The sequence below is a fragment of the Cyclobacterium xiamenense genome (genome assembly GCF_900109255.1).
Taxonomy (GTDB): domain Bacteria; phylum Bacteroidota; class Bacteroidia; order Cytophagales; family Cyclobacteriaceae; genus Cyclobacterium; species Cyclobacterium xiamenense.
In genome coordinates this window covers 403,630-419,910 of sequence record NZ_FNZH01000003.1, presented here as the reverse complement: position 1 = coordinate 419,910, position 16,281 = coordinate 403,630, and the positions used below count along the sequence as shown (strand labels likewise).

At 50.4% G+C, this 16,281-nt stretch carries 13 protein-coding genes; 2 read left to right on the top strand and 11 right to left on the bottom strand.

The genetic code is table 11. The features are described from left to right. From hemL to BMW71_RS11285, 10 genes are all read right to left on the bottom strand, one after another. Complete coding sequence (gene hemL, locus BMW71_RS11330; RefSeq protein WP_092174830.1) at positions 1–1,287, bottom strand: glutamate-1-semialdehyde 2,1-aminomutase; 1,287 nt, start codon at positions 1,285–1,287, stop codon at positions 1–3. Between the two features lie 6 nt (positions 1,288–1,293). Continuing rightward, positions 1,294–2,952, bottom strand: a complete 1,659-nt coding sequence (locus tag BMW71_RS11325; RefSeq protein ID WP_177179619.1) for an ABC transporter substrate-binding protein — start codon at positions 2,950–2,952, stop codon at positions 1,294–1,296. Between the two features lie 151 nt (positions 2,953–3,103). Then, positions 3,104–4,633: a glutamine-hydrolyzing GMP synthase gene (gene guaA / locus BMW71_RS11320; protein ID WP_092173765.1), complete on the bottom strand. Its 1,530-nt coding sequence runs from the start codon at positions 4,631–4,633 to the stop codon at positions 3,104–3,106. A gap of 78 nt (positions 4,634–4,711) precedes the next feature. Beyond that, positions 4,712–5,710 carry a ligase-associated DNA damage response exonuclease gene (locus tag BMW71_RS11315; RefSeq protein WP_244891153.1) on the bottom strand — a complete coding sequence of 333 codons (999 nt, stop codon included), beginning with the start codon at positions 5,708–5,710 and terminating at the stop codon, positions 4,712–4,714. Further along, positions 5,697–6,098: an HIT family protein gene (locus tag BMW71_RS11310; RefSeq protein ID WP_092173760.1), complete on the bottom strand. Its 402-nt coding sequence runs from the start codon at positions 6,096–6,098 to the stop codon at positions 5,697–5,699. Before BMW71_RS11310 ends, BMW71_RS11315 begins: the two co-directional genes overlap by 14 nt. Positions 6,099–6,162: 64 nt before the next feature. Next, positions 6,163–6,636 carry a transcription elongation factor GreA gene (greA, locus tag BMW71_RS11305; protein WP_092173757.1) on the bottom strand — a complete coding sequence of 158 codons (474 nt, stop codon included), beginning with the start codon at positions 6,634–6,636 and terminating at the stop codon, positions 6,163–6,165. Between the two features lie 141 nt (positions 6,637–6,777). Further along, positions 6,778–7,710 carry an NAD(P)-dependent oxidoreductase gene (locus tag BMW71_RS11300; protein WP_092173754.1) on the bottom strand — a complete coding sequence of 311 codons (933 nt, stop codon included), beginning with the start codon at positions 7,708–7,710 and terminating at the stop codon, positions 6,778–6,780. A 7-nt stretch (positions 7,711–7,717) separates the two neighbouring features. Then, positions 7,718–9,085: a magnesium transporter gene (mgtE, locus tag BMW71_RS11295; RefSeq protein WP_092173752.1), complete on the bottom strand. Its 1,368-nt coding sequence runs from the start codon at positions 9,083–9,085 to the stop codon at positions 7,718–7,720. Beyond that, a complete protein-coding gene (rsmA, locus tag BMW71_RS11290) occupies positions 9,073–9,855 on the bottom strand; it encodes a 16S rRNA (adenine(1518)-N(6)/adenine(1519)-N(6))-dimethyltransferase RsmA (RefSeq protein ID WP_092173749.1) in 783 nt (260 codons plus the stop codon). Before rsmA ends, mgtE begins: the two co-directional genes overlap by 13 nt. Positions 9,856–10,000: 145 nt before the next feature. Then, complete coding sequence (locus BMW71_RS11285) at positions 10,001–10,528, bottom strand: septal ring lytic transglycosylase RlpA family protein (RefSeq protein WP_092174828.1); 528 nt, start codon at positions 10,526–10,528, stop codon at positions 10,001–10,003. 177 nt (positions 10,529–10,705) lie between these two features. On the opposite strand from BMW71_RS11285, the gene BMW71_RS11280 reads away from it, so the two are divergent. Next, a complete protein-coding gene (locus BMW71_RS11280; protein ID WP_092173746.1) occupies positions 10,706–11,932 on the top strand; it encodes a metallophosphoesterase family protein in 1,227 nt (408 codons plus the stop codon). Then, the gene (locus BMW71_RS11275; RefSeq protein WP_092173743.1) at positions 11,929–14,970 is read left to right on the top strand and encodes an AAA family ATPase; all 3,042 of its coding nucleotides are present in this window, start codon (positions 11,929–11,931) and stop codon (positions 14,968–14,970) included. Before BMW71_RS11280 ends, BMW71_RS11275 begins: the two co-directional genes overlap by 4 nt. A gap of 99 nt (positions 14,971–15,069) precedes the next feature. Here the strand turns inward: BMW71_RS11275 and BMW71_RS11270 are convergent, their stop codons facing one another. Next, on the bottom strand, positions 15,070–16,278 hold the full coding sequence (locus BMW71_RS11270) for a glycoside hydrolase family 57 protein (protein WP_092173740.1): 1,209 nt from the start codon (positions 16,276–16,278) through the stop codon (positions 15,070–15,072). Positions 16,279–16,281: the final 3 nt, after the last annotated feature.

The window sequence follows — 16,281 nt, the reverse complement described above, 5'->3', positions numbered from 1 at the left end:
TTACAGACTCCTTAACGCATTTTCATTGGCATCCAAAATTTTATCCAGGTGCTCCTGTTCCAGGGCGGTGGATAAAAACAAGCTTTCATACTGAGAGGGTGCCAGATATACACCCTGCTTCAACATGGCGTTAAAATACCGTCCAAACAACGCCGTATCACAAGTCTGCGCATCGCCAAAGTGCTTTACCTGGCGGTCGGTAAAAAACAGGCTATACATGCTCCCGATGGCATTGGTGGTGTAGGGAAGCCCCAGTCGATCCAGGCTGGCGTGAATCCCTTCCACCAGGGTTTCCCCGATTGTTTTCAGCTGGGTATAGACGGCAGGATGGTGTTTGAGGTGCTGCAGCATGGCCAATCCGGCGGCCATGGCAATGGGGTTTCCGGACAGGGTGCCCGCCTGGTAAACCGGGCCTTGTGGAGAAACGAAATCCATGATCTCCTTGCGCCCTCCATAGGCGCCAACCGGCATTCCCCCGCCAATGATTTTTCCCAGGGTGGTCATGTCCGGGGTGACACCCAGCAGTTCCTGTGCCCCTCCCGGAGCTAGCCGAAAGCCGGTCATTACCTCATCAAATATCAGCACGATACCCTCTTCGTCGCATATTTTTCGCAAGCCTTCCAAAAATCCAGGTTCCGGCAATACGCAACCCATATTTCCAGCCACAGGCTCCAGGATCATGGCGGCAATTTCGTCCTTGTTGGCCTCTACCAATAGTTCTACCTTTTCCAGGTCGTTGTAGGGCGCTAACAAGGTGTCCCGGGCAGTTCCTTTGGTCACTCCGGGAGAATCCGGATTTCCCATGGTAATGGCACCTGAACCGGCTGAAATCAGAAAACTGTCTCCATGTCCGTGGTAGTTGCCTTCGAACTTGATAAATTTTTCTTTACCGGTGTATCCCCGTGCCAGGCGGATGGCAGACATGGTCGCTTCCGTACCGCTATTGACCATGCGAACCTTCTCCACCGAGGGCACCATGCTTGCGATCAACTCGGCAATTTCCACCTCCCGGGCGGTGGGCGCACCGAAAGAGGTCCCTCCTTCCATGGCTTTGATCACCGCCTCCTTGACCTCGGGATGGTTGTGACCCAGGACCATGGGACCCCAGCTATTGATTAATTCGATGTATTGGTTTCCATCCGCGTCATAAATGTAGGGTCCCTCGGCTCTGGCGATAAACAGCGGGTTGCCCCCCACCGCCTTAAACGCCCTTACGGGAGAATTTACTCCTCCGGGTATGGTTTGTTTTGCTTGTTCGAAAAGGCGTTTGCTGTTTTCTGTAATCATCGGCATTTATTCTTCTTCAATGGTCAATACTCCTTCTTCCAGCCTCAAAATGGGCACGTAATTATTGTACTTAACATTTGAAAAATCAAACCCAAATGTCAAATTTCCCTCCTGAAAGCCCTTGCGGTTGAGATTTTCCTGAAAGTCAAAACCGGACGCAGCATTGATCACCCGGCAGACCATGTCGGTCAAATCATACCCCATGTATACAAAGGAAGACGGATATTCGTTAAATTTTTCCAGAAATCGCTCCCGAAATTCGGTCAGCTTTTCGTCCGTAAAATCCACTGTATTGTTACCGACAAAATGAAAATTTTGGGACTCCATCATTTCATAATTGGCAAAATTAAAATACAACCAACTTTCCATGACCACCACAGGGATGCCCGATTCCAGGGATTCCACCAGGGCAAATGTGGGAGAAGCGATATTTGGATCATCGGAAAAAATTACGATTACGTCCACCGACGCCCCCTCTTCGTTTCCCAGGCCCAGAGTCTCAAAAAATTCCCGGGTTTCCCGGGTACTCAGCTTTTGGCTATTGACGATCTCCAGCCCACTTCTTCTGGCCATTTCCGTAAACATTCCGGCAAGTTGCTCGTCCCTACTGGCACCCGAATACGCCAAAGCGACGCGGTTGCCTTCAAACCTGCGGCAATAATCGATTACCTTTTGGCTGAGTGCTTGCACGGATGGGCGAAACAGATAGGAATACCTGAAATCCCGGATATTATCGTCGATGTTTGACAAGGGATTGATTTGAGGAATCTCGTAGATTTGGGCAAACGCGGCAACTTCCGCGGTCTCTTCCGGATAAATGGGCCCTAGAATCACATCAGCTTTTCGTAAAAAAGGGTCCCTAAGAATCTGTGATACTTTTTCGGCGCTTCGTTCGGTGTCAAAGGTCTGGAAATTTACAGCCACTCCCCTGGCCTTTGCCTCTTCGAAGGCCATCATAATCCCCTGATACAGTTGCAAGACAAAATTATTTTTCTGGAGACTGTTCACCCCGGAGCCTCCGTCGTAATTAAACGGCAATACCACCGCCACATCCAACACTTCATCCGGAGCTATTTTGTCACCATTCCCCATCTGGGTATAGGCAGCGTTTCTGATTTCCTGATAAATCTCTTGCTCACTACTGGAGAGGGAACGTTGGGATTCCAACTTTTCCTTCAACGCCATGACCAGCCCCAGGTTTTCTGGATAGGCGGCGTATTGCAAGCTAAGTAAACTGGAGGAGCTGACCTTCAGGAATTCGTAACTTGCCTCATGGGCTTCCCTTTTTAGGGATTCGTCACGAATGGCATCGACCTGCCGCAAGGCTTCCGAAGGAGCCGATAGCTGAAAATGGGTCAGCGCCAGCAGGTACCGGGCCTCATCGGCTCGCTCCCATGCGCTGCGCTCGAGCAATTCTGCCAGAACGTTTTTTGCCAATTCGTACTGCCGGTTTTCATAGGCCGCCCGGGCAAAATGGTACCGCGCATATCCGGAAAGATTGCCGTACCGCTCTTCGTCCAGATACGGGCGGAGGAGCTCCATGGCTTCGTCATGCGTCCCCTGGTCAATCAGGCGTATGGCCCGCTGGTAATTGGTGGTATCCTCCTGAGCAATCAGGCTAGCCAACGGAAATAGGAGACAGGCAACGAACAGGAATAATTTCATAGATGGGAATCGTTTAGTTACAGGAGGGTCAAACTTCATACCTGATTTTGCAAAAAAACCACTTGAATCACACACGCACGAATTTAACGGTTTTTGAGGCAATTTTTCATAAAAAAACCTGATATCTTCATCAGGTTTGCGTTCGGGCAACTTATTCCCATTCGATGGTCGCAGGTGGCTTGGAACTGATATCGTAGACCACCCGGTTGACGCCTTTGACTTTATTGATGATGTCGTTGGAAACTTTGCCAAGAAAATCGTACGGGAGATGAATCCAGTCGGCAGTCATGCCGTCAATAGAAGATACTGCCCGAAGGGCGATGACGCGTTCGTAGGTACGTTCGTCACCCATCACACCCACCGACTGTATGGGCAGCAGGATTGCTCCAGCCTGCCAAACCTGGTCGTACAGACCGGCATCTTTCAGTCCCTGGATGAAAATATGGTCTACTTCCTGCAGCGTTTGTACCTTTTCCGGGGTGACGTCCCCCAGGATTCGTATCCCAAGACCCGGCCCGGGAAAGGGGTGCCGGCCAATAATCGTTTCGGGAATGTCCAGTGCCCTTCCTACTTCCCGAACACCGTCTTTAAATAGTGTTTTGAGGGGTTCTACCACTTTCAGTTTCATAAAATCGGGCAACCCTCCCACGTTGTGGTGGGATTTGATGGTAGCCGAGGGGCCATTTACGGACACCGACTCGATCACATCCGGGTAGATGGTGCCTTGTCCCAGCCATTTCACTTCCTGGATTTTATGCGCTTCTTCATCAAAAATTTCGATAAACGCTCGGCCTATGGCCTTGCGCTTTCCTTCGGGATCGGAGATGCCCCGAAGTGCCTCGTAAAATTGCTTCCGGGCATTGACTCCAATGACGTTCAGTCCCATGTCCTTGTAGGAGTCCAACACTTCCTCAAATTCATTTTTTCGCAATAGGCCGTTATCCACAAATACACAGGTGAGTTGCTCACCAATGGCCCGGTGGATCAGGGTAGCGGCTACCGAGGAGTCCACACCTCCCGAAAGTCCCATCACCACACGATCGGATCCGATGGTCTTTTTCAATTCCGCTACGGTGATGTCGATAAATACGTCTGACGTCCAATCCTGGGAGCAGCCGCATATCTGGACCACAAAGTTTCTGAGTAGGTTTTTACCTTCCGTGGAGTGCGTCACTTCCGGGTGAAATTGGATACCGTAGGTTTCTTCGCCCTGCACCTTGTACGCTGCAATTCTCACCGAAGGCGTACTGGCTATGATATCAAAACCCTCCGGCAATTCTTTAATCGTGTCTCCGTGCGACATCCAAACCTGGGATCCGTGCGTCATTTCTTTAAAAAGTGCCGCATGGGTGTCCAGGTGGGAGAGGTTTGCCCGGCCGTATTCGCGTATTTCGGAAGGCGTCACGTTTCCCCCATATTTTTGAGCCATTAGCTGTGCCCCGTAGCACACCCCTAAGACGGGAATTTTCCCCCTAAAAATACTCAAGTCCAGATCCGGAGAACCCTGATCGCGGACAGAACAGGGACTACCGGACAGGATGACGCCTTTGATATCGGAACTTAGCGGAGGAACGTTGTTGAACGGGTGAATCTCGCAATACACGTCCAATTCCCTCACGCGCCTGGCGATAAGCTGGGTGTACTGTGAACCAAAATCTAGAATTAAAATCTGTTCTGCCATGCGCAAAGGTAATCAGCCCCTGCCAAATCCCGAAACAAAATACGGGATTTTCACCAGTTACCGAGCCTAACCAGAAACTCAGGTGTCTTCGGCATCCGGCGATTCTCCTGTAAAAAGCGTTTGCAAGGCGCTGGCATCCAATCCTTTTTCCTGCAGGTATCGCGCAAACACATCGTTAAACCCGTGGGTCATCAATACCCTTTCCGCGCCGGTTGCCTCGATGGCCTGATTCAATCCAGGCCAGTCGGCATGGTCGGAAAGCACAAAACCCGCATCCACCGCCCGGCGCCTACGCGCTCCGCGAATGTTCATCCAGCCCGAGCAAATGGCCGTACGATACGGAGTAAACTGCTTCATCCAGGGACTACCCGCCGCAGATGGCGGGGCTAAAATCAAGGCCTGCACACGGACTGCCTTGGGCACCTCCGCTGTGAATTTCTCCGCAGGTGGCAGGGCAATCCCATCTGCCGCTAGTGCCTGGTTGGTATTCCAGATGGCCCCGTGAACAAATACAGGACCCAAACTGGAGTCCAGATTCCGGAGTACCCGTTGGGCTTTTCCCAGCGAATAGGCGAAAACCACGGAACATCGGTTTTCCTTTCGGTTATTCGCCCACCACCGGTTTAGGTCCCGGAAAATCGTTTCCTGAGGTTCCCACCGGTATACCGGTAAGCCGAAAGTGCATTCTGAAACAAAGGTATGGCAGGGAACCGGCTCGAATGCCGTACTCAACCCGTCCGCCTCGGTTTTGTAATCGCCGCTGATGACGGTAACTTCTCCCCGGTACTCCAGCCGGACCTGGGCCGATCCGGGGATGTGGCCTGCCGGATGCAGGGAAAGTCGGACCCCGTTGATAGACACGGTTTTCCCGTAAGGAAGGGTATCCAGTTCGATCTGGCTGCCCAGGCGGTGTTTGAGTACCTCCCGGGATTGGTCCTGCGCCAGGTAGCGGGCCATTCCCCAGCGGGCATGGTCCGCATGGGCATGGGTAATCACCGCATTTCGTACGGGTTTCCAGGGATCGATGTATAGGTCGGCCTGGGGGCAATAAATACCCTTATCGTCAAGCGTTATCAACTGCTGATTTGATCTTTTTGGCAATTTCTGCCAATTCTTCCGTGGAAAGTTTCAGCTTTGGGCGGCTGAAGTTAATGTCGTCCATGGAATTTAATGGTACCAGGTGAATGTGCACATGGGGAACTTCCAGACCAATGACGGCGACACCGATACGGGTGCAGGAAATAACACGTTCCTGGGCCTTGGCTACTTTTTTTGCAAAGAGGTGGAGACTGGTATACAAGGAATCGTCCAAATCGTAAATATAATCCACTTCTTTTTTCGGAACGACCAATACGTGGCCGGCTACCAATGGCATGATGTCCAGAAAGGCAATGTGCTGCTCGTCTTCGGCGACGATGTGTCCGGGGATTTCCCGGTTGATTATTTTCGAAAATACGGAAGGCATACTGCAGGCAATTAAATCGTTGATAAAAACAAAAAATCCCGATGCTACGCAATCGGGATGAAAGTTAATAACTGATGTCGAGAATCTCAAATTCGAGCTTTCCTGCGGGCGCCTGTATCTCTGCGACTTCCCCCACCTTTTTGCCCATTAGGCCTTTTCCGAAAGGAGAGGCCAGTGAGATTTTATTGGCTTTCAGATCGGCTTCCTCTTCCGAAACCAACGTGTAGGTCACGGTCATGCCGTTTTTCACGTTTTTGATTTTGACGGTACACAGAATTCCTACTTTGGAAGTATCCAATTTGGAATTGTCCAAAACCCGTGCATTGCCCAGCACATTCTCAAGCTTGGCAATTTTTAATTCCAAATGACCCTGGGCATCTTTGGCGGCATCGTATTCCGCATTCTCACTTAAGTCTCCCTTGTCTCTGGCCTCGGCAATCTGTCTGGCAATGTCCGATCTGCCTTTCGTCTTTAACTGATGAAGCTCGTCCTTGAGCTTCTTCAATCCTTCTTCCGTGTAATATTGTATGTTTCCCATAACAACTAATTAATAGCCTGATAATAAATAAAATAACGGTCTCAACATTGAGACCGTTTCCATATGCTTCCTGTATTTCGTATTAACAAAGATAAAATAAGAATTCTTATTTTACAATTTAAGGGGCTAATTATTGGGTGCTCAGCCCTTCCATTTACCCGCGATCTTAGCCACCAAAACCTGATTGATTTTCCGGTAAGACTCCTGGGTCCAGCCCGCTACATGCGGTGAAAAAAGTACATTGGTTCGCTTCGTGAGGGCGTCAAACGAGAGACGTTCGGCCGCCGTCAACGCGTGGAGCTTTTCCTTTTCCAAGACGTCTAGCACGGCTCCTTTTAACTGTCCGTTCTCCAGGGCCTCGTTCAGGGTATCGAGTCGGATTACCTCTCCCCGGGCCGTATTGATCAGGTAAAAGGGCTTTCGGAATCCCGCCACGACTTCCGGGCTAAAAAAATACCGGGTATCGGGCGTGAGTGGCACGTGGATACTTAGTACATCGGCCTTCTCCTGCAGGGTGTCAAAGCTGCATTCCGTAACCCACGGATCACCAAAACCGGTCTTAAACTTATCATAGGCAAGTATTTCCACGTCAAAACCCCGAAGACGTTGGGCAAAAGCCGATCCCATATTGCCGTATCCAAAAATGCCCACGGTCTTGCCGCACAATTCTTCCCCCCGATTGCCTTCCCGATCCCAAATGCCCCGTCGCACCTGCTGATCGGATTGCTGGTACTGATTAAACAACGCCAGCAGCATCCCGAGGGCATGTTCGGCCACCGCATCCCGGTTGCCTTCTGCCGCATGATGCAGGGCGATACCATTTGCTTCCAGGTACGCCAGATCAATGTTGTCCAGGCCGGCGCCCGCCCTTGCCACAAATTGGAGCAAGGGCGCTGCGCGTAGCAACTCCTCGTCGATGGGGGTTTTGGACCGAATAACCAGGCCTTCATACCCAGCTATAACGGCCAGGATTTCTTCCCGGTCTATCTCCGGCCGGTAATCCACCCGATGCCCTTTCTCCTCCAGCAAAGGCACGATACTCTCGTGCATTTGGTCGATGATAAGTATTCTCATGCGTCAATTATAGGTTCAAAAGTAAAGTGGCCACCGCAAAATATACGCCAAGGCCAAGCAGATCGTTGGCGGTGGTAATAAAGGGGCCCGACGCCATGGCCGGATTGATGCCCATCTTATCCAATACGATCGGGGTAAGCGTACCCATAAACGAAGCAAGCAGGACCACGCTGAATAACGCAATGGCCACCACCAGACCAAATTTGGTTTCTTGACCGTATAGAAAAACTACCGTTAGCAAAACAAAACCTGCCAAAACCAAACCATTGAACACCGCCACCAAAAGTACCTTGAAAAAACGTTTGGTTAGACTGTCCTCAAAAACAGACTTGTTTGCCAGGCTCTGCACCACCAGGGTAGACGACTGAATCCCCACGTTTCCCCCAGTGGCCGTGATCAGCGGAATAAAAAAGGCCAATGCGGTAACTGCACTTAAGCCTTCTTCAAAAAAACCAATGAACCCAGCCCCCATGAGCCCCCCCACCATGCCGATAAACAGCCAGGGGAGCCGGGCCCGGGATAGTCGGTAGACCGAGTCGGATTCTTCCACGTCGTCGGAAAAACCAGTCATGGCCTGAATGTCTTCCTCGGCCTGCTCCCGGATCAAGTCCAGAATATCGTCGACCGTAATCCTCCCCACCAGCTTGTTTTTTACATTCACTACCGGTACGGCCTCCAGGTCGTATTTTCGCATGATCTCTGCCACCTCTTCCCCTTCCATGTAGGTAGGAACGGAGATGATGTTGTCTTCGTAAAGATCGGCTACTTTGGTATCGGATCCCGCCAAAATCAGCTTTTTTAAAGCCACTCTTCCCAACAGCTTTTCTTTATTATCAACAACATAAATCGAAAAAATCTTTTCCACATTCTCTGCCTGTCTGCGGATTTCTTCGATGGTCTGTACCACGGTCCAGTTGAGGTTGGCCTTGATGATTTCCTTGGCCATCAATCCACCGGCACTGTCCTCATCGTAGCGGAGAAGTTCGATGATATACAACGATTTTTCCTTTTGCTCCAGGTGGCTGATGACAGCCTCCCGATCGTTTACCACCAATTGATTCAACACGTCCACCGCATCGTCCGAGTCCATGTGATCAATCAGGGTGGCCAACTCCTCGGCCGGCATGGCGGTAATCACCTTGTACTGGGAATCTTCGTCCAGTTCGATCAGTATATCTGCCGAAAAATCCGGGTCCAATGCCCGTAGTACAAAGAGCGCCTCCTCCATGTCCAATTCGTCCAGCAGGGAGGCAATATCCGCCTTCTTGGCGTCCTGCATGGATTCCTGGATAAACGGAATATGCGCTTCTTCGATACTTTCCCGAAGCAGCTCCAAGTATTCCTTGGAGAGTTCAAATGACTTTATAGCTTCCAAGATGATTCCAGTTTTTGCGTTAAATAAACAAAATCGTCCACACCCAACTGTTCCGCCCGTAAATCCAATAGTTCCATGGATCTAAATTCCTCGGAGAGGCCCATGGGCTTCAGGGCATTGCGCAGGGTTTTTCTTCGGGTGTGAAATGCCTGTTTTACCAACCTGAAAAATAGCTTTTCGTTACAGGGAAGCTCCTGTACCGAATTCCGTTTCAGGCGGATGACAGCACTGGTTACTTTGGGCGGCGGATCAAAAACATCCGGAGGTACTGTAAACAAATACTCTGCCACATAAAATGCCTGGAGCAAAACACTCAAAATACCATACGTCTTGTTGCCCTTTGGAGAAGTAATTCGTTCGGCTACCTCTTTTTGTAGCATCCCCACCACTTCCATTACCTGATGTCGCTCTTCGAGCACCTTAAAGAATATCTGACTGGAAATATTGTAGGGAAAATTTCCAATGATGGCATAGGGCGCCTCGTACAAGCTCCGGTATTGGCTGGCCAAAAAGTCCCCTTCCAAAATGGTAAGCGCCCGTCCAGCATATTTTTCCCGCAGGTAGCTGACGGATTCGGAGTCAATCTCGATTAAGGTCAATTCCCAGGGCTTTTCGAGCAAGTAATCGGTCAAAACGCCCATACCTGGACCGATTTCCAACACCTTACGGGTATCCCCAAATCCGGTAAGCGAAGACGCTATTCGCTCCGCCACCTGCAGATCGCAGAGGAAGTGTTGTCCCAGGTGCTTTTTGGCTCTTACTTTGCTCATATAGACGGTAGTTTGCAGGCATTGGCGTCCGCAAAAGTAAAACAATAATCTGTAACGACCATGCAACGGTCAAATCTGTGTGGATTGATCCAGGGTTGGTTAAAGAAACGATTCTAGTCCGGAATTCCGGCGCATGGGGAATCTCTTAAGGAAATTGTCTGATTGGTTTTTTAACGGAATCCCAATCTTTCTTATAGGCAATATCGAAAAAATAGCTTCGCAACCGAATATCTTTTGGCACTTCCCGGTACTGCTGCCGCACCCAATCAATGGCATGATGACTGAGCAATTCCAGGCTCACAGGCACGATCCCGTCGTTTACCATGTCGAGATGCGTTGCCACACCCTTAGAAAGGTCAATGATGCGCGTAGAGGACTTGGGCAGCCGGTCGTTGATCCGAACGATGGCCTGGTAGCCGTTCTTTTTATTCGTCACTTTTACCAGGGTACCAAAGGGAAGGTGCTTGTGGGCGGCGGTAAACTGCCACATATCGTAGATCTCTCCGTTTGCCGTCATCCGGTTGTGAAACCTTTCGGCGTAGAAACTGGCAATTCCTTTCTGGATTACCAATAGGGAGTCAGGGGCAGTAAAGGGAGACTGAGCCCTGGACGCCACAGGCGGCCCAAAGGCAGCTAACAAGGCTGCCACCAACACTATTCTTACACGATCCATCACATTCATTCCAGATAATACAAACACTACGCCATTCTATTTCCAACCAAATAAATGGATTTTTTCCAAATAAACCTGTTCCAACTGGGGTAAATTTTAACGAATAGCCTTTGCCCTGCTCGGAGTTTGAAGTAAATTTAACCGTAAATTAAACTTTTAGCACTTGGTATTTCGCTCATGAAACTATTACACACGGCAGATTGGCATTTGGGGAAAAGGCTGCAGGACGTATCGCGTCTGGAGGAGCAGAAATTGGTCCTGGAAGAAATCATCGACCTGGCCGACCGGCACGAAGTAGACATGGTGCTGCTCGCAGGAGACGTCTTTGACACCTTTAACCCCAGTCACGAAGCTGTAGAATTGCTTTACAAAACACTTCGCAGGCTATCCAAAAACGGAGACCGTCCCATCGTCGTCATTTCCGGCAACCACGACAGCACGCAGTTTATCGAAGCCCCCGATCCGCTAGCCAGGGAACTGGGAATCTTCTTTTACAGCCGGTACGATACGGTGATTCCTACGGGAAAACTGGAAAACGGCTCGGAAGTCCTTTTTTCAGACACCGGCTTTGTTTCCCTCAAGCTGCCCCGCTTTGATTTTCCCGTTCGTATCATCCTGGCACCCTACGCCAATGAATTGCTTCTCCGCACCTACCTGGGCGAAGCCGACCGGGAAGCGGAACTGCGAAAGGTGCTGGCAGAAAGGTGGCAAGAAATCGCCGATCGGTATTGTGACGAGCAGGGCGTTAACCTTTTTCTAGGGCATTTCTTTTTCTTCAAAGAAGGCGAAAAACCCGAGCCGGAACCCGAGAGTGAACGTCCCATCCTTCATGTGGGCGGTGCGCAGGCGCTGTATACCGCTCACATACCGGCCCAGATACAGTACGCGGCCCTGGGGCACCTGCACCGCTACCATGCCTGCAGCACCGCGCCCGTACCAGCAGTCTACGCCAGTTCCCCACTGGCCTACTCCTTTAGCGAAGCGGGTCAGCAAAAACAGGTCGTCCTGATCGAAGCAGCACCCGGAAAACCCGTGCACTACGAACCTCTGCCCCTTTATCAGGGCCGGACGCTGGAAAGAAAAACCTTCGATAACCTACCCGCTGCACTGGAATGGCTGGAAACCCATCCGGATTGCTTCGTAGAGCTTACCTACGAAACCAGCCACTCGATAGATGCGGCAACCCGGCGTAGCCTGATGAACGCCCACGACGGCATCATCAACCTCATCCCATTGATTCAATCCAGGGAACGCGCCGGCGAACAGCAACTGCAGGTGCAGGACTTGGAACGGGACATGTCCAGCCTTTTCCGGATGTATTACCAGAGCGAAAAAGGACAGCCGCCCAACCAGGAACTGCTGGGCATATTTAACGAAGTTATCTCCCAAGCCGACCCCTCATGATTCCCGAAAAACTCACCCTTCAAGGACTGTATTCCTACAAGGAACCCCAGACGATTGACTTCAGCTCGCTGACGGCAGCCGGTCTCTTTGGTATATTTGGTGCCGTGGGCAGTGGGAAGTCTTCCTTGTTGGAAGCCATCCTTCTGGCCTTGTATGGCAGCACGGAAAGGCTTTCCGATAGGGGTGAAAAAAACAGCATGGTCAACCTTCAGAGCGAGTCATTGCGGATCAGTTTTGAGTTTCGGGCGGGAAAAAACAACCAAAAACGGTTCCTCGCTCGGTACAGTGTCAAACGTAACCCTAAAAATTTTGACGAAATACGCACGCCAGAACACCACTTTTACCGCAACGATCAGAACGAATGGATTCCCATTCCGGAAAAAGCTGAGGCCATCCTGGGGATGAAATTGGACCATTTCAAACAAACGGTGATCATTCCCCAGGGCAAGTTTCGGGAATTTATCGATCTGACCCCCGGACCCAGGGCCTCCATGATGAAGGAGCTGTTTGGACTGGAACGATTTGATCTTTCCGGAAAGACGGGCATCCTGTTCAAAAAGGCCAAAGAGGAAATGATTAAACTCGAAACCCGTCTGGAAGCCCTGGAAGCGCTTTCACCAGAAAAGCTAGCGGAAGAACAAGCGGAAGCAGAAAAAATAGCGCACCTGGTCAACGAAAAAGAAAAAGCCTTCGAGATATCTTCCCGAAGCCTGCAAGAAATGGAACGGTTCCGGGAAAAGCATCAAGAACTTATCCAGTCCAAAAAAACCTGGGAGGTACTGCAACAACAACTTCCGGAAATTGAAAAAAAGAAAGAGGAACTCAAAAAATTCCTGCAGGCGAATACCTACCTACGCCCGGTATGGGAAAAAATAACCGAAGAAGAACTTGCGCTGGAGGAGGCGACTGTCGGGACCATTAACTGCACCCGATTCAAAGAAACCTACAAAACAGAGATCGAAACACTGGAAAAACAGGAAGCCGAACTGAAACGAAAAGTAGACCAACGTCCACAGCGCGAGGCCAAAATACGGGATTTGCAGAAAGTTTTGGAAATTCAAGGCCTGAATCAACAGCTTCGTGCCCTCCAGGAAAACCTGGAATCCCTGAAACCCCAGCTGGAAACCGCTCAGCAAAGCCTCCAATCCGGAGAAAAAGACCTGGAAAAACAGGAGCAGGAAGCCGAATACGTCGAAACTGCCGATGGACATCTGGAGCTAGCCGAACTTCAGCAGGAGGGTAGGGAATGGAGAAAACTACTGACGCAGAAAAAATCCCTACAGGAGCAGCTAGAAAGGCTACAGGCAGAGGCAAGCGCGATTTCCAGCAAGATAGCCCAATCCCAGGCCCTACGGCCAGCCGCTTACACCGATATGGATGAGTGGATGGATGTCCAAAAAGAGGCAATCAAAGCCCTGGAGCTGAAAAAGGACGAACTGATAGCGAAAAAAGCCCTACAATCCCACGCCCATGCCTTGAAGGAAGGAGAGGCCTGCCCTTTGTGTGGATCACTAGAGCATCCCTTTCCACTTGCAGGCAACCCTGCGGGCAAAGATGCGCTAACCACGCTACAGAAATCGCTGCAGCACTCCCTGGAAGAACTGGAGCAAACACGGGTGTTGACGAGGGATCTCCTGCTCCTTCAAACCAAACAGGAACACCAGGCCGGACTGATACGACATGCAGAACAGGAACGGGAGCAGGTACAGCTACAACTCAATCAACTACTGCAAATCCTCGCCACCAAAGGGATCGAGGGACCCGAAGCCCTGGATGCCAAATGCGAGGAACTCGAACAACGGCTGCGGCAGCAAACCGCCCGCCAGAAAACTATCCGGGAACTCCGAAAACAATTGGATCAGCTCAGAAAAAAGATTCAACACGATCAGAACCGGTACCGGGCAGTGGAGCAGCAGTTGCTCAGCCTTCGCAGCACGGCAGCCGCAAAGGAAGAAGAAATTTCGGACAGGGAGTTTGGTCAAGCCTATCTGAATACCACCTCTGGTACCATTCGGGAAACGATCGCAAAAGTACAGCAAGACATTCGAGAGACCGCCCACCTGCTGGATGGGAAGCAAAAAGTACTAAAAGATACGCGCGATAAAGCTGCCACAAACCTGGCCAACCTCCAAAATTTTGTGCAAAAAAAAGAAACCTGCCAGCAAAAGCTGGAAAGCCTGAAAGCGGAGTATGCCAAACTAGTGCTGGAATACGGGTTTTCGGACGATGCGGAATTAACTGCACTTTTTACCAGCAAACTAAATGCTGAAAAAACAGATCGACTGATTCGGGAATACGAGCAAAACTGCTCAGTGGTCAACTCGCGAATTACTGAACTGGAGAAGGTAAAAGGAGTGGTGGACTTCCGGCAACAAGCCTACGATGCCCTTTCGGTAGCGCATGGAGAAGCGAAAGGCGAATTGGAGGATTTAAAAAACCAGCTGACACTGTTGTTGCGATCTCTGGCCGAAATTCGGGAAAAACTATCCCTCAAGTCCGAACTCAGCCAGGCCGCCAACAAACTGCAGACCCGCCTAAGCTACCTCAAAGAACTGGAGCAGCTGTTCAAGGGCTCCGGATTTGTCAAGTACCTGAGTCGCATCTACCTGCAGGAGCTTTGCAATACCGCCAACCTCCGTTTTTCCAAACTGACCAAAAATAGCCTGAGTCTGGAAATTGACGATGCCAACACGTTTTGGGTGACCGACCACCTCAATGGAGGAAAGAAACGCTTGTTGAAAACCCTCTCTGGTGGGCAAACCTTTCAGGCCTCGCTCTGTCTGGCGCTGGCACTGGCTGAAAAAATCAAATCGCTCAACCAGGCCGACCAAAGCTTTTTCTTTCTGGACGAGGGGTTTGGCGCCCTGGACCGGCAATCCCTGCGAGTGGTTTTTGAGACGCTAAAAGCATTGCGTCACGAAAACCGCATCGTCGGCATCATCAGCCACGTGGAGGAACTCCAACAAGAAATTGCGGTGTACGCCACCATTGAATTGGATCCGGAAAAAGGAAGTCAGGTACAGTATAGTTTTCGTTGATGTAAAAAAACCGGCCATCCTCCTCATTGGTAGGTAATAGGAGTTCCTACCGCTGGCTGAGGGTGGCCGGTCTGACGGGAACAAAAGTCCCGAAGATTTTTAGCCAGAGACCGGGGCGCGTTCTCCTTGTTTGAGACGCAAAATAAAGTCGCTCAGCACATTCATATAATTGATAAAGGCTTCGTAAGGGCTTTCATAGGGGCTGAAATAAGCATGAATATCCCCATCCGAAAAAAACTTGGTACACATGTAGTAAAAATGATCGCTGGTCTGCAGGTAGCGCCAGTCCCGGTGGATTTCCGGGTCGTTGGATTTCTTTACCTTCCCTTCGAGTTCAAATAGCCTGTCAAAGGCTTCGTCCTGAAGGTCATTGCCCAGCCATGCGGTCAGGTCACGCTCTTCATCGGCCCAGGAAATGGGAATGGGTACGTGAATTTTCCCGACAGGGGAAGCGTTCGCAATGACCTCCGAGGGGGTGGAGAACGTGAAATTGGTTTGGTTAAAAACCGCATCCGGCAGGTGACGCATGAACTCGAAAATCCCCGTTTCCTTCCACTGATGCTCCCCAAACGTTTCGTAATCCATGAACAAATTGATCACTTCGTCTTCGGCCGGTACCTGGTTGAGCCAACCCATGAATTTATCGGTTGTCAGCGGGTAGTCGGACCATTTTTTCTCGCCAAAGCGAAAGGCAATGTCATCGCTCAGCCGGAAGTTTTTTAGCAGAACCTTGAGTTTGGGCTCGTTGGCATTGACGTAGACAAAATTCGGGCTTTTCCAACCCAGGATATGTTTGGCTCCCTCTGAAAGAATGCCATCGAAGCCCATTCCCGCGACCATTTCTCCGATGCTGTCGGAGTAAATGAGTTCGGTGTTCCGAAACACCCGGGGGGTATAGCCATTGAAATGCTGCTTTATTTTCTCCTGATGCAGCTGGACCATGTCTTTGAATTCCGATTCACTTTTCAGGGCGCAGAGGGAGTGGGCGTACGTCTCGTTTAGCAGCTCTACGTGACCGGTAGCGACCAACTCCTGAAAGCTGTGCAATACCTCCGGGGCATAGGCTTCCATCTGGTCGAGAATGGTTCCCGACAGGGAAAAACAAACCTTAAATTTCCCGTCAAACTTCCGAATGAGTTCGAGCAGCAGCTGGTTCATGGGCAGGTAACACTTTTTGGCCACCTTGTTCATGATGTTTCTATTGGCGTAATCGTCCCAATAATCGTGATCGTCCCCAATTTCAAAAAATCGGTAGGGCTTTAATCGAAAAGGTTGGTGTACTTGAAAATAAAAACAAATGGTTCTCATATC

Excerpts from the sequence above, each read along its gene's own strand:
- hemL (WP_092174830.1), bottom strand. The coding sequence starts at position 1,287 with ATGATTACAGAAAACAGCAAACGCCTTTTCGAACAAGCAAAACAAACC.
- BMW71_RS11325 (WP_177179619.1), bottom strand. The coding sequence starts at position 2,952 with ATGAAATTATTCCTGTTCGTTGCCTGTCTCCTATTTCCGTTGGCTAGC.
- guaA (WP_092173765.1), bottom strand. The coding sequence starts at position 4,633 with ATGGCAGAACAGATTTTAATTCTAGATTTTGGTTCACAGTACACCCAG.
- BMW71_RS11310 (WP_092173760.1), bottom strand. The coding sequence starts at position 6,098 with ATGCCTTCCGTATTTTCGAAAATAATCAACCGGGAAATCCCCGGACAC.
- greA (WP_092173757.1), bottom strand. The coding sequence starts at position 6,636 with ATGGGAAACATACAATATTACACGGAAGAAGGATTGAAGAAGCTCAAG.
- BMW71_RS11300 (WP_092173754.1), bottom strand. The coding sequence starts at position 7,710 with ATGAGAATACTTATCATCGACCAAATGCACGAGAGTATCGTGCCTTTG.
- rsmA (WP_092173749.1), bottom strand. The coding sequence starts at position 9,855 with ATGAGCAAAGTAAGAGCCAAAAAGCACCTGGGACAACACTTCCTCTGC.
- BMW71_RS11285 (WP_092174828.1), bottom strand. The coding sequence starts at position 10,528 with ATGGATCGTGTAAGAATAGTGTTGGTGGCAGCCTTGTTAGCTGCCTTT.
- BMW71_RS11280 (WP_092173746.1), top strand. The coding sequence starts at position 10,706 with ATGAAACTATTACACACGGCAGATTGGCATTTGGGGAAAAGGCTGCAG.
- BMW71_RS11275 (WP_092173743.1), top strand. The coding sequence starts at position 11,929 with ATGATTCCCGAAAAACTCACCCTTCAAGGACTGTATTCCTACAAGGAA.
- BMW71_RS11270 (WP_092173740.1), bottom strand. The coding sequence starts at position 16,278 with ATGAGAACCATTTGTTTTTATTTTCAAGTACACCAACCTTTTCGATTA.